Annotated in this window: 15 protein-coding genes, 2 pseudogenes and 1 riboswitch; of the genes and pseudogenes, 14 read left to right on the top strand and 3 right to left on the bottom strand. The window is 36.2% G+C overall.

What is annotated here, in order from left to right; genetic code table 11:
* Nucleotides 1-144 precede the first annotated feature (144 nt).
* Nucleotides 145-450, top strand: a complete 306-nt coding sequence (locus tag GMJ66_RS20105) for an MGMT family protein (RefSeq protein WP_156292091.1) — start codon at nt 145-147, stop codon at nt 448-450.
* A 21-nt stretch (nt 451-471) separates the two neighbouring features.
* On the opposite strand, the gene GMJ66_RS20100 is transcribed toward GMJ66_RS20105, so the two are convergent.
* Together GMJ66_RS20100 and GMJ66_RS20095 are read right to left on the bottom strand one after the other, a co-directional pair.
* The gene (locus tag GMJ66_RS20100) at nt 472-966 is read right to left on the bottom strand and encodes a L,D-transpeptidase family protein (protein WP_156292090.1); all 495 of its coding nucleotides are present in this window, start codon (nt 964-966) and stop codon (nt 472-474) included.
* A 66-nt stretch (nt 967-1,032) separates the two neighbouring features.
* A complete protein-coding gene (locus GMJ66_RS20095) occupies nt 1,033-1,209 on the bottom strand; it encodes a hypothetical protein (RefSeq protein WP_156292089.1) in 177 nt (58 codons plus the stop codon).
* 878 nt (nt 1,210-2,087) lie between these two features.
* Here GMJ66_RS20095 and GMJ66_RS20090 point away from each other — a divergent pair.
* The 8 genes and pseudogenes from GMJ66_RS20090 (at nt 2,088) to GMJ66_RS21270 (ending at nt 7,334) form a co-directional block, all read left to right on the top strand.
* Nucleotides 2,088-2,885, top strand: coding sequence for a hypothetical protein (locus tag GMJ66_RS20090; RefSeq protein ID WP_156292088.1), 798 nt, complete (start codon nt 2,088-2,090; stop codon nt 2,883-2,885).
* Between the two features lie 141 nt (nt 2,886-3,026).
* Nucleotides 3,027-3,601: pseudogene (locus tag GMJ66_RS20085) on the top strand (histidine phosphatase family protein).
* A complete protein-coding gene (locus tag GMJ66_RS20080; protein ID WP_156292087.1) occupies nt 3,589-3,744 on the top strand; it encodes a hypothetical protein in 156 nt (51 codons plus the stop codon). Before GMJ66_RS20085 ends, GMJ66_RS20080 begins: the two are co-directional and overlap by 13 nt.
* A gap of 471 nt (nt 3,745-4,215) precedes the next feature.
* Nucleotides 4,216-4,506 (top strand): HesB/YadR/YfhF family protein, encoded by a 291-nt coding sequence (locus tag GMJ66_RS20075; RefSeq protein WP_156292086.1) that lies wholly within the window; start codon nt 4,216-4,218, stop codon nt 4,504-4,506.
* A 122-nt stretch (nt 4,507-4,628) separates the two neighbouring features.
* Nucleotides 4,629-5,423, top strand: a complete 795-nt coding sequence (locus tag GMJ66_RS20070; RefSeq protein ID WP_156292085.1) for an SDR family NAD(P)-dependent oxidoreductase — start codon at nt 4,629-4,631, stop codon at nt 5,421-5,423.
* A gap of 191 nt (nt 5,424-5,614) precedes the next feature.
* Nucleotides 5,615-6,253 carry a TetR/AcrR family transcriptional regulator gene (locus GMJ66_RS20065; protein ID WP_156292084.1) on the top strand — a complete coding sequence of 213 codons (639 nt, stop codon included), beginning with the start codon at nt 5,615-5,617 and terminating at the stop codon, nt 6,251-6,253.
* Nucleotides 6,250-6,936: an MBL fold metallo-hydrolase gene (locus GMJ66_RS20060; protein ID WP_156292083.1), complete on the top strand. Its 687-nt coding sequence runs from the start codon at nt 6,250-6,252 to the stop codon at nt 6,934-6,936. The genes GMJ66_RS20065 and GMJ66_RS20060 overlap by 4 nt, the downstream gene beginning before the upstream one ends.
* A gap of 161 nt (nt 6,937-7,097) precedes the next feature.
* Entirely contained in the window at nt 7,098-7,334 is a 237-nt protein-coding gene (locus GMJ66_RS21270; protein WP_156292082.1) for a DUF2568 domain-containing protein, read from the top strand.
* 153 nt (nt 7,335-7,487) lie between these two features.
* Here the strand turns inward: GMJ66_RS21270 and GMJ66_RS20050 are convergent, their stop codons facing one another.
* Nucleotides 7,488-7,958 carry a hypothetical protein gene (locus GMJ66_RS20050; protein WP_156292081.1) on the bottom strand — a complete coding sequence of 157 codons (471 nt, stop codon included), beginning with the start codon at nt 7,956-7,958 and terminating at the stop codon, nt 7,488-7,490.
* Between the two features lie 172 nt (nt 7,959-8,130).
* Nucleotides 8,131-8,309: riboswitch (Lysine riboswitch) on the top strand.
* A gap of 108 nt (nt 8,310-8,417) precedes the next feature.
* Between GMJ66_RS20050 and dapA the strand changes: the two genes are divergently transcribed.
* From dapA to sspO, 5 genes and pseudogenes are all read left to right on the top strand, one after another.
* A complete protein-coding gene (dapA, locus tag GMJ66_RS20045) occupies nt 8,418-9,314 on the top strand; it encodes a 4-hydroxy-tetrahydrodipicolinate synthase (RefSeq protein ID WP_156292080.1) in 897 nt (298 codons plus the stop codon).
* Nucleotides 9,315-9,509: 195 nt separating this feature from the next.
* A complete protein-coding gene (locus GMJ66_RS20040; RefSeq protein WP_156292079.1) occupies nt 9,510-10,151 on the top strand; it encodes a helix-turn-helix domain-containing protein in 642 nt (213 codons plus the stop codon).
* A gap of 22 nt (nt 10,152-10,173) precedes the next feature.
* Nucleotides 10,174-11,331: pseudogene (rodA, locus tag GMJ66_RS20035) on the top strand (rod shape-determining protein RodA).
* Between the two features lie 18 nt (nt 11,332-11,349).
* Nucleotides 11,350-12,498 carry a putative lipid II flippase FtsW gene (gene ftsW / locus GMJ66_RS20030; RefSeq protein ID WP_156292078.1) on the top strand — a complete coding sequence of 383 codons (1,149 nt, stop codon included), beginning with the start codon at nt 11,350-11,352 and terminating at the stop codon, nt 12,496-12,498.
* 72 nt (nt 12,499-12,570) lie between these two features.
* Nucleotides 12,571-12,720 (top strand): small acid-soluble spore protein O, encoded by a 150-nt coding sequence (gene sspO / locus GMJ66_RS20025; protein ID WP_156292077.1) that lies wholly within the window; start codon nt 12,571-12,573, stop codon nt 12,718-12,720.
* Nucleotides 12,721-13,039: the final 319 nt, after the last annotated feature.

The raw sequence follows: 13,039 nt of genomic DNA, 5'->3' as shown, positions 1-13,039 counted from the left end.
TTTTATTGTCTATTTTTAGGGGGGGTGACTACAGGCACCCATGTTTCAAAGTGAATGCGGAATGGAGTATACTGTAATTAATAATTAGAAGCAAAGCTTGTTATACAATATAGTAGAATTAGGGAAGAAAGGTGGGGCAGGAACATGACCCCTTTTACCGAAAAAGTAATTAGCATTATAAGAGATATTCCTGAGGGCAGGGTTATGACCTATGGACAAATCGCAAGTCTTGCTGGGAATCACCGAGCTGCCCGTCAAGTTGCCCGTATTCTTCATTCCATGAGTAAGAAACAACGTTTACCTTGGTATCGTGTAGTCAATGCAAATGGTCAGATTGTTATTAAAGATGATACTGCTTATAATGAACAAATCCTAAACCTTCAAATAGAAGGCGTTAAAGTAGATCACAATGGAACGGTTGATTTAGAAAAATATAGGCTACAGTTATAATAAATTATATAATAATCAAAATCACGGACGAATAGAAACCAAAGTACCGATTGGAACAATACTTGCCAATTCCTCTACATCTCTGTTATACATTCGAATACAGCCTCTAGATACCGCTTGACCAATGGAACTTGGGTCGTTTGTTCCGTGAATTCCATAATGTTCTTTTGATAGACTCATCCACATCGTACCAAAGGGCCCACCTGGATTCGGTGCTTTATTTATAATAATAAAATCCCCAATCGGTGTTTCGTAAAGTATTCTTCCTACTGCGATAGGGTACTGTTTTTGGAGTTTATTATTGTAAAATAATTTTAGCCAGCGATTACTGATGGAAACCTCGATGTGATATGGAATCGTATCGGGAGACGGTAAACCAGGTATGACGATTGATTGGCCAGGATAAATAACATTTGGATTTATTCCAGGGTTTGCTCTAGTTATTTCCGATAATGGTGTACGATAATCTCTTGATATCTGATTTAGTGTTTCACCTGGCTTTACTGTATGAATCACTTTGGATCGCTCCTTAGATTTTAATTTATAACATGCCTTTAGATAGAAGCCCTGTGCAGGCTCCATCTAAAGTATAATTGGAAATGGTGGTGGCCAAAGAGGCGGAACAGGCGGCAATCCCCAGTATGGAGGATAAAACCAAAATGGCGGCGGATAAATATATGGGCTAATTGCTCCATCCACGCTTCCTTGAACTTGAGGCAAATACCCTGGGAATGTTTGCCTATACATAAATAGTTCCATTAGAATTTCAACTCCTTTCTTATCATGTGCAAATTAATTAATGTAGCTTATGTGCTTATTACTTAAGTGTTGAGCCTATTTTTTGGTGGCGAGTCATTCATCATGTCGTATTGGCCAAATGAAGGGAAGGAAGATTGATAATAAAATGGTAGAGAATGAGGGGAAATGAATAACCAATAGGAAACATAGCCGGAATACATGTATACATTTATAAATTGTTTGATGAGATCAAGAAGATTTTAGATTGTAATCTTAAAGGAGTATATTTACACTCTTGGATTGGCTATGGATGGATTTTATCTGGAAACAATAAATATGCTAGGTGTGTACTAAATAGATATGTAAAACCGGTAAGAAAATTATTTGATAATATGCCTTACACGTTATCTTAAAATTTAAACTAAGTTAAGAGTTAAAGAAGAATAAAGAAGAGATGTTTACAAAGGATCTAGAGAAAAATAATCAAACATAATAATATTAAAATAGACAGTTCTTTTAAACCATAAATGATAGAGGTTCTAAAGGTTGTGGTAAAGAAAACGCTTTAGTAAAGGATTTTCGTATAGAGGCAAATAAATGAAATACCAAAGATAAAAACGTTTATTTTACTCTTCCTCCACTTTATTTACTTCATAATATTGAAGAAATTTTTACTTTAAGACTGAATTTTAAGATTGATTAAAAAATTAATTTTAATCAATGGATTTGTAAATTTTTGTTAAGAACGGCTGAAACTTATTGACCTCTTATATTTTATAAGGTTATTTATTAATTAAGGTTTTATCTGAAAAAATTGTTGTTTTCCACTAAAAGATTAAAAAGCAACAAAACGTACGAAAAGAGCATGAACTAAAATAAAATATAAGAGGGGAATAAGGGTGAGTTTTTTTATAGAGGCATACCGCCAAAGTCCTATATTAAGTGTTACGGCATGGATTCACGCTATTTTATTTATGGCTTTTTGTATACTTATGATTGTTGACGAACGACAGTTATTGGGTGTTAATGTTTGGAATAAGCCAGCTAAATTTGCTATCTCTATTTTTGTGTACACTATAACAATTGCTTATATAGTAGGGTATGTTAAGTCAATCCGTATGAAACGGCTAATAGAAGTAGGAACTTCTATTGCTATGACAATGGAAATCCTGTTAATAGGAATGCAAGCAGGTCGGGGCGTTCGTTCACACTTTAATTTAAGTTCGGTTTTTAATAGCTTAGTATTTAGTTTGATGGGAATTTTTATCATGATAGCCACTTTAGCAGCGCTGTTACTCGTTTTTTATCTTACATTCCATCCACCAAAAGAACTTCCGGATTATTTGTTTAGGTCGATACAATTTGGATTATGGATTTCCATTCTTGGTTCCATCGTCGGGGGATACATGGCGGCCCAATTGCAGCATACGGTAGGGGCTGCGGATGGTGGACCTGGGTTACCAATATTAAATTGGAGCATCGAGTATGGAGACATGAGAATTCCACATTTCGTCGGTTTACATGCATTACAAGTCATTCCGCTGCTTGCGTTAGGTATGGGGAAATTGGTAAAACAGCCAGCGGCCCGCATATGGCTGACGTGGGGATTCATTGTTGGATACATATTATTGTTAATCATAGTCTTTTCGATTGCTTATACGGGAAATCCTATTATTATTTTATTAGGGATAGGCTAAGTAATTGGAAAAAGGATGCTAGAAAAAAAGCAATAATTGGGGTGAGCGAATGAAGTTTGCTGCCAATTTTTCTTTAGAAACAGACAAGTTAGTGAAATATTCATCAATATCATTTTGTGACGAAGTATTGATGATTCTCAGATGAAGGAGAGAATACAACTGCTTACCAATTTATATTTTATACGACATGCACATTCGACATACACACCTGATAAACTGAACCGCCCTTTATCAGAGAAGGGCTTAGCAGATGCAGAAAAAATTACAAAAATTCTCAACAGGAAAAGATTGATTATTTTGTCTCAAGTCCCTACAAACGAGCTATTCAAACTATAGAAGGTATAGCAGCATTCTCCGAAAAAGAAATTTCCGTTATTCATGATTTTAGAGAAAGGAAGTTGTAAGGGAATCCGGTTGATGATTTTAATACTGCCATTTTAAAAGTATGGGAAGATCCTACTTTTTCGTGGCCAGGCGGCGAATCCAATTCAGTAGCACAAAAACGAGGTGCCGAAGCTACATTACATGTTTTGGAGGATTATAAAGGTAAAAATGTTGTAATTGCTATGCATGGAAATATTATGGTGTTAATTATGAATTATTTTAATAAAACATATGATTTTGATTTTTGGAGAAGCCTGGATATGCCTGATATTTACCAATTAACATTCGAGGACATGGATTTAATTGAGATGAAGCGGTTATGGAAAAGGTGAACAGGAAGGGTGTGTTTGAGTTGGGAATCTTAATCATTATTATTATTGCCTATGCACCATTGTTCTATCGTATACATAAACGATTAAATTTCCTCGAGGAACAAAATCGGCTATTAAAAGAAGAAATAGATCGGTTGAAATAAGGGGTTACTAATGGAAGATTTCCTTTGAAGAAATTATGACTGAACGAATTGGAAAACTTATAAAGTAAATGTCAAAGCCTAAAAATAATTTGTATGTCTGTATGAATGGCCAATGTGAGCGATGTGGTGGACTTTAATATGGAAATGGATGTTATACTGGAAGAGACTCCCAAGTATTGAAAGGGGCTAGTGAAATTTCTCATATCTTATAGGGATGCATACATGTGGGAAAAGCGGAGACACATTAGGAGCAGCTAGATTAAAATATTTATATGTCTGGATCCTGCTATAACAGGAGTTTATAAACTTCATTAAATTGGCTGTAAAAGCCCCACTTATGGAAGATTCACTTTATGAGACTATGAAAAAGGTCATTGATTAAAAATTGTGGTATAGAATGTATGGGGAGTTTAAAAATAAAAAGAGTACAAGCAATGTCACTGATGATAACAGAATGGATGAGGTGTGAACATGAAATTACAGGTTACAGAAGAGGCAGCAAAGTGGTTTATTGATGAAATGGGGCTGGAAAAAGGAGATTTGGTTCAATTCTATCTAAAAATTTATGGTGGCATTCCAACCGTTCATCCTAATTATTTTTTAGGTCTATCTACTGGAGAAAATGGAAAAATAGCAGTTAAGACGGAAGTAAATGGTATTACGTTTTATTTTAACGAAAAGGATTCCTGGTTTTTAGATGAGTATGATATGAAAGTTGAAATGGGAGAAGAAGAAGCGGAATATCACTTCCAAGAACGATAAGGGTGCCTGTCACTTCCCGAAATTTGTCGAATGAAACATCTGCGGATTCCTAGTGAATTTGCGGATGTTTTTTGATTCATTTTTTAGATAATATTAAGTGACGATTTTTTATTGAGGAGTGTATCATGGGAAAATTACAAAATAAAAATATTATAATAACAGGAGCGTCATCGGGTATCGGTGAAAAAGTTGCATTAAAGGCAGCTGAAAGGGGAGCACGGCCGATTTTGCTTGCACGTTCCATAGATAAGTTAGAAGTACTTTGTGAGAAGATTAATGAAAAAACATCTGCAGATTGTATGTTTCATCAGGTTGATGTAAGTGAAACATATCAAGTTATAGAAGTATTTAAAAAGATTTTAGATGAAGTTGGCTATGTTGATATACTCTTAAATAATGCTGGTTTTGGGGTGTTTGATGCGTTTCATGAGGCAAAATTAGAAGATGTTGAAAAAATGTTTGATGTGAACGTGATCGGTTTGATGGCCTGTACCAAGCAGGTGCTTCCAAGTATGTTGGAGCGCAACACAGGACATATCGTCAATATTGCGTCACAGGCAGGGAAACTAGCAACAGCAAAATCAAGTGGTTATGCAGCTACAAAACACGCTGTACTGGGATTTACAAATGCATTAAGAATGGAGCTTTCTGACGCGAACATCCATGTATCTGCAGTAAATCCTGGTCCAATCGAAACAAACTTTTTTACGGTTGCCGATCAAACAGGGAACTATGTAAAAAATGTGAAGAAATATATGCTGCAATCAGATGAAGTTGCAGAAAAAATCGTTCAACTCATGGAGCATCCAAAACGGGAATTGAATTTACCTAAATGGATGAATATGGGAAGTGTACTATATAACCTGTTCCCAACCGCAGCAGACAAATTAGCCGGGAAATTCTTAAACAAGAAATAGTATGGTGCCTGTCACTTCCCGGAATTTGTCGAATGGTATTGGGGGGAAATGGGGCGATTAAACCTCAACTTAAAGTAGTAAGGAATTATTCAGAATTCCATTATTTTATTGACAATTCACTAACCACTGGTTATATTATAACCAGTGGTTAGTGTTTTTGTGCTGATGTTTTTTTAAAATGGGGGAATAACATGGTAAATAAACATAAGCAACGATCTAAAGAGACAAGGAAAATAATTTTAACTGCTGCAGGAAAGCTTTTTGCCAGCAAAGGTTATGATGCAGTAACGATGCGGGAAATTGCGAAGGAGGCCAACTGTTCCCATACAACAATCTATTTATATTTCAAGGATAAGCAATCCTTACTTCATCACCTTTCTATGCCTCCATTGCTGGAACTGCATGATAAGCTGAAGGAAATTGCAATGATGGATTCTTTTTCGCCGGAAGAAAAACTGAAGGAAATCAGTCGTGAATTTATTTATTTTTGCTTGTATCATAAAAATATATATAGGGTACTGATTAATGAAAAATCATTAAAAGTGGATGAAACAGAACCGGAATCAGAGCTGAATAGGCTTCGCGTAAAACTATTTGCGATTTTAAGGCAAGCTATTGGACAATGCCTATCCATTCCGGATAATGATGAATTATTAGCTTATTCTCGTATTTTTTTCTATAACTTGTATGGTGTATTAAGCACATATTCCTATCAACATGAATCAACAGATGCCTTAATGGCACGCTTAAGTCCGACATTTGAACTCGCAGTATCTGTTCTTATTTTAGGATTTAAAGAAAAAATAAAGGAGAACGAGGAAAAACAATGAAAATAAAGCAGGTATCAGAACATATTTGGAGTTTGAAAACATGGATGTTGATTCCAATTCATGTATGGGTTGTTGTGGGTGATGAAGGAGAAGTGACACTTGTCGATACTGGAATGCCAATGATGGCGAAAGGAATTATAAAATTTTTACATAAACTGGATGGGGTGTCACTAAAGCAAATCCTTCTAACCCACGGCCATTCTGATCATGTTGGTGCTATAAAGATGATTTTATCAGAGAGAAAAGTTCCAGTGTATGCTCACCAAGTAGAAATTCCCTATATGACAGGTGAGAAACTTTATCCAAGGCGAAAAAAGCTAGAAAATAATGTATCCAAAAATGTTATCCAGCCCCTACCCGAAGATGAGAAGGGTAACTTAACGAAGATAGCTGGTCTTACCCCATTTCTAACACCAGGACATTCCCCAGGCCACGTTGTTTATTATCACGAAGAGGATCAAGTACTGTTAGCTGGAGATCTCTTTACTTCAAAGAATGGAAAACTTCATAAACCAATCCCGATGTTTACCGCTGATATGAATGAAGCTGTTAGGAGCAGTGTTATTTTGGAAAAATTACAACCTAAGCAATTGGAGGTTTGTCATGGAGGTTCAGTTGTTAATCCTGCATCTCAACTATATGAATATATGCGAGGAATGGAAAATGAATTAATGCTTAGGTAATCTACTAAACTAGGAAAGATTATCGCTATTAAAAAGTACTGGAGGCTTCTATGGTCTATGGTGGTGTTTGTTCTGTATACATTGTATTTCGTCCAATTTTTCATCGAGTTGGCCGCACTTGCTGCATTTAGTTATTAGGGATTCTATACAAATAAAGGCCTATGGAAAATGGTATTGGTATTTGTACACCGTTTGTGGTTGAAGTTGTTTGGGCAATATTCATTGCTCCAAAAGCGGCTATCCCTGTTTCTGTTCCATTGACCAATGTTTTAAAAATTAGTCTATTCAGCTTGGCCGCACTAACTTTGTTCTTGACAGATAAAAAAGGGCTAGCTGCTGTCTTTTTGGTAGTCGCATTCATAAACATGGCGCTATTGCATCTATTTAAACTTAGCTAAACAGGAATGGTATAAAAATCAGAGTAGGAATAAATATAAACATGGTAAGACAGCTTTCCCATGTTTGAAACCTTTACCTAAATAAAGATGATTTTTTCTGCTAAGTGAAATTTTTAGCATTTATTTAAAAAAATCAGGACAAAGGGGGAATCCCTATTGTCCTTCATCTTGTTGTATGGCTAGCCGTCTAAATCCTTCCTGCTGCAAGTAGTCAGATGCTGCGTAATACGTTGCATAGGTTGCGTCGAGCATTTGACCCGCATAAATATTCCACAAATCAAAGTCATGAACAACGGTTAAAGTTTGACCCTCTGTATTAATCCACGTTTCTCTATATGGTTCAGATTCAGCAAGGGATGCAATAGATTTGCTAATAATCCCGCGAAGTTCTTCTTCTGAAAAATTACGAATGTTCACCATACCCTTTGAATCGGTTTCATACTGATCATTGATTCTTTCTGCATATACAAATCCATTTCCATTTGGGTGCAGGCGATACACGACTATTTTTTTATCAAAAATACTGTCTTCAAAATGAAAATTCACTCGACCTAAGGATACATCATGACGTGTTAATTCCGGAAAAGATTCTATAATTGCAAGCTTTTCTTCAAATGTAAGCATGTTTCCTCCATGTGTTATAGTTTTCATCATATTATACCACTGGATGTGGTGGAAATACGAGTGTTAGTGTTTTTTATGGGCGAAAGAACTTCTTGAAAAAGACTTGTTTTCTATGTATAATTTTGGTACATTAGAGTTAACAATATAATACTTTCTTATTTTATGTTTTTAAAGTAAGGATAGAGGTGCAGAGACCATTAGTACTTATGCGGAGGAGAATGAGATCCAAAGAAGCATAAGGAAAGGGGAATTTGCCGAAGCGGAGGGATTCTCATTATCCTGAAGTTGGTTCTGTTGTTGAATAAATACAGGACTGTCATATAGGAGACTATATGGAGGGCTATCTAGCTTAGAACTTTTACAAAAATTGTTCTGGCAACAGCGGCCTTTCTCGTTGTTGCTTTTTAATTTGGTCCTCCACACTCTCAAACGACAAATTAATGAAAAGGGTGTGAAGTTATGTATTTCGGTAATGTATTAACAGCGATGGTAACTCCATTTGAACAAGGTGGAGAAATTGATTTTGAGGCAACAAGAGGTTTAGTAAATTATTTGATTGCGAACGGTTCTGACGGTTTAGTTGTCGCAGGAACAACAGGTGAATCACCAACATTAACTCACAACGAGAAGTTGGATTTATTTAAGTTTGTCGTGGAAGTGGTTGGTGGAAGAGTGCCAGTCATTGCAGGAACAGGTTCGAATAATACAAAAGAATCTATTGAATTGACTATGGAAGCAACAGAAATCGGTGTTGACGGAATTATGCTTGTTGCTCCTTATTATAATAAACCATCTCAGGAAGGAATGTATCAGCATTTCCGGGCCATTGCGGAAAGCACGAAACTGCCTGTAATGCTTTACAATATTCCGGGGCGCAGTGTTGTGAACATGGAGCCTTCAACGATTATTCGTCTATCTCAAGTGGAAAACATCGTTTCGGTAAAAGAAGCGAGTGGAGATTTGGATAGTGTTGCTGAAATAATTAGTAATACGCCTGACGATTTTAGTGTATATACTGGAGAAGATAGTTTAACCTTGCCGACACTTGCTGTTGGTGGGACAGGTGTTGTATCCGTAGTATCACACATTATTGGGAATGAAATGCAGGATATGGTTACAAGTTTCCGTAAAGGAGAAGTTTCCTATGCTGCCGGTATTCATCGTCATATCCTACCTATAATGAAGGCATTGTTTGCAGCACCAAGCCCTACACCGGTAAAAGAAGCACTGAACCATATTGGAGTACAAGTTGGCGGTGTTCGTTTACCTCTAGTACCATTAAACGATACCGAACGGGCAGCGCTGTACCAGGTAATAAATGTCTATGAAACAAAAGAAGAAGCAGCGGGATATTAATGAAATAAACAAATGAAGGGAATGAGCCATGAGGCTTGTTCCTTTTTTTATTTGAAAATAAATCGACAAAATTCGGTGAGTACCTGTTACAACTGTTGACGTTTTGGTGGCGTTCTTGGTAAAGAGTTGACAAAAAGGAAACACTTTTGTTATTTTTATAGAAACTATCTATATTGATAGGAGGGAATAAGTGTAATGGAAGATTATAATCATGAAGCATTTCGTCTGTTTTTAAAGAGACAGATAAAAGAAAAACATCTTTCCGTCAGAAAGCTTAGTAAATTATCAGGAGTTGATCATGCAACTATCTCTAAGATGATGAATGGAAAGCGAAAAGTAAATTTAAAACATTTGGAGAAACTGGCTGTCGGTTTAGAGATAGATTTATCTTCCTTGCTGAAAGCAGCCGGTTATCATGTAGAACCTAAGAAAGAGACTGATTCAGATTTACATGTCGCGTTAGACAATATCGAAAAATTAATCGAGTCCTCGGAAGTATATAAAGGAAACTTTTCCATGGAACAATTGGAAAAGGAATTGACCAATTATAATAATTTCAGTCAAACTGAAGAAGGAAAACAGGTCATTTTAGAAGGTTTCCAACCAAAGCTAAATAAGATTAACGGTATTGGTCCCTATATTCAAAAACTACAGTGGATGTACACTGAATTTACCAAGAATCACGGAACAAAATATCAACTTGCATTAATGGGGAGTGCTCTCCTGTATTTTATTGTAACAACGGATTTACTGCCAGATTATCTTTTTCCAGTTGGATATTTAGATGATGCTCTGGTTGTCCAAACTGTATTACAGCAGTTAGAAAATAAAAAATAAGAAAGGCAAATGGAATGAAACGATGCATGAAAATAGACATCAGGTAGATTATCTTCTTATGGTTTCGGTGTTTGGTTTATTTATTATCAGCTTGGTTGCCGTCTATAGTGGTTCAGGACAATATGTACAAGATCAACCATTCTATTTTACTATTCGCCAATGTATATGGTATGGCATTGGAATAGGGCTAATGGTTGCTATAGCAAAGTTTGATTATGAATTACTAGAGAAATGGGCGTTTCCGTTATACATAGCAGGTATCGGGATGCTGCTTATGGTCTATTTTTTTGGTACTGTTAAAAATGGTTCGCAGCGTTGGATAAATTTAGGAATTATTGAAATTCAGCCATCTGAGTTTATGAAGATTTTTCTCATCTTGTATTTAGCTTATATATTAAGCAAGGTAGGAGAGACGAAGTTGTCGTTTAAGAAAAGTATCCCCATTACTCTTAAAGCTATCTGCTGCTCCGTTATTCCTTTTCTTTTCATACTAGTACAGCCAGATTTAGGTTCTGCACTAGTAATTATTGGAGTGGCTGCTTCCTTATTTGTTGTTTCCAGCATTTCCTCAAAGATGATACTTATTTTAGTTGGTGGTATAACCAGTCTGATTGGTTTCCTTATTTATCTATTTCATTATCAGCATGACTTGTTCACAAAAATCTTGCAGCCCCATCAGTTATAACGAATATATGGATGGCTTAACCCCAGCCAGTATTCATCTGATTATGGATACCAGCTCCAGCAAGCTATGATGGGGATTGGCTCTGGCCAGTTAACTGGGAATGGTTTAGGTCAGGGTGTGCAAATGCAGAGTGGGAGAGTGCCTGAAGCACATACCGATTTTATTTTTGCGGTAATAGGGGAAGAATTTGGCTTTGTTGGGACAAGTCTATTAATTTTTATTTATTTTCTATTAATCTATCGAATTATTCAAATTGCGTTTCAGGCAAATCATCTATTCGGTGTATACATCTGTATTGGAACAATTGGTTTAATTGGAATTCAAGTATTTCAAAATATAGGGATGACAATCGGGTTAACGCCTATTACTGGTTTAGCGTTGCCCTTCGTTAGTTACGGTGGAAGTGCGTTAATAACTAATTTTATGGCATTGGGTTTAGTGTTAAGTGTTCAATTACGGTCTAAAAAATACTTATTTAGTGAAAACATTCTATAATCGAAAGGGTACTTTCCAATGAAATCAATCGTGGCTGAGAAAATAAAACAATTTGACTTGACCTTACTATTCATTATATTCTTTCTGGCTGGTTTCGGGCTAATGATGGTATACAGCAGCAGCTATACGATAGCATATATCCATTACGATACACCAAATTACTTTTTTATGAGACAACTGCAATGGCTATTTATTAGTATCTTCTTTTTTGTACTTGCTGCTTTTTTTCCTTATCGATTATATAGTAAAATTAGTCCGCTATTGGTATTGGTGTCGATTGGGTTATTAATTCTTGTTCTCATTCCTGGTGTTGGTACCGAAAGAAATTATTCACAGCGTTGGATTGAGTTAGGTTCATTTGTTTTTCAGCCTACCGAGGTGCTTAAGTTATTTATGATCATTTACTTTGCTTCGTTTTATGCAAAAAAACAGGAAACCATTAACCAATTCAAAAATGGGGTATTACCGCCCCTGCTCATTTTGGCAGTTATTTTCTTGTTAATTTTACAACAGCCGGATCTTGGTTCGGCTGCCCTAATATTGTTTGCATGCGCTATTATCGTAATATGTTCCGGGGTGAAAATACGACATTTGCTTATGCTCGGTAGTATTGGGTTAGCGGGTTTAATTTATTTTTCTTATTCTGCACCATATCGTTTAGAACGAGTAACCTCCTTTATCAATCCATTTGCTGACCCTTTTGGTGACGGTTATCAATTAATTAATGGCTATATCGCTATTGGAACTGGTGGTATTTGGGGAACAGGTCTTGGAAACAGTGTTCAAAAATTGGGTTTCTTGCCTGAAGCACATACCGATTTTATTATGGCGATAATTATGGAGGAACTAGGAATATTTGGATTGATCATTGTCATAAGCTCCTATGTCTATATAATGTTTCGTGGTGTCATTACTGCTAGAGGCTGCAAGGATATGTTTGCTAAATTACTTGCTATTGGAATTACGTTTCAAATTATGAGTCAGGTTGTGATTAATTTAGGTGCTGTATCAGGACTCTTACCAATTACTGGGATAACACTTCCTTTGATCAGCTATGGAGGGTCTTCTTTGGTTATTACCATGATATCACTTGGGATTTTAGTAAACCTTTCAGCTAAAAGTAAAAAGGACCAGGGTGCAAACGAGCTTCACAAAATGGCATTATAGTTAGTACTTGATTAAATTGGATTGAATGAGTTTTCCCGTTTTAGCCAAAATACCTCTAGGGAGGTGTTTACTTTGAGTCATGATAAGAAACAGCCAAAAAGTTTTAGTGATGAACAGGAAGTAAGAAAACAACTGTCAAGGGAATTTGATCATGAATTTGCAAATGAGCCACTAACTCCAAATGAAAAATACAATAATAAGAAAACGAAGAAACGTCAATAATTCGTATGAGCCCCCCCTTTTACATGATGGTGTGGAAGGGGGGAGTTTGTTAGAAAGGAATTTGATGAAGGTTGGAAAGTTTCTATGGAATTTTATATAAAAGTTCGTGTTCAAAAAGGAGGATGAAAAGGACCGAGAAGCTCGAGGCGGCGAAGCTTAGAGTAGCGGGCTAGCGCGTGTTGTGGTGATTTCTACGTTGCCTAGAAGACAAGGAACACTTCGTAAGCGATACATCGTTAGCAGAAAAAAGAATTGTTTTTCTTTTTCAAGGACGTGGCGTTTTTAGTAGAAGGTCCTCACCATACGTGAGCAACGGAAA

This window comes from Oceanobacillus salinisoli (genome assembly GCF_009733865.1).
Taxonomy (GTDB): Bacteria; Bacillota; Bacilli; order Bacillales; family Amphibacillaceae; genus Oceanobacillus; species Oceanobacillus salinisoli.
Note: the sequence above shows the minus strand (reverse complement) of the source record. Positions and strands in the feature narration are given on the sequence as shown.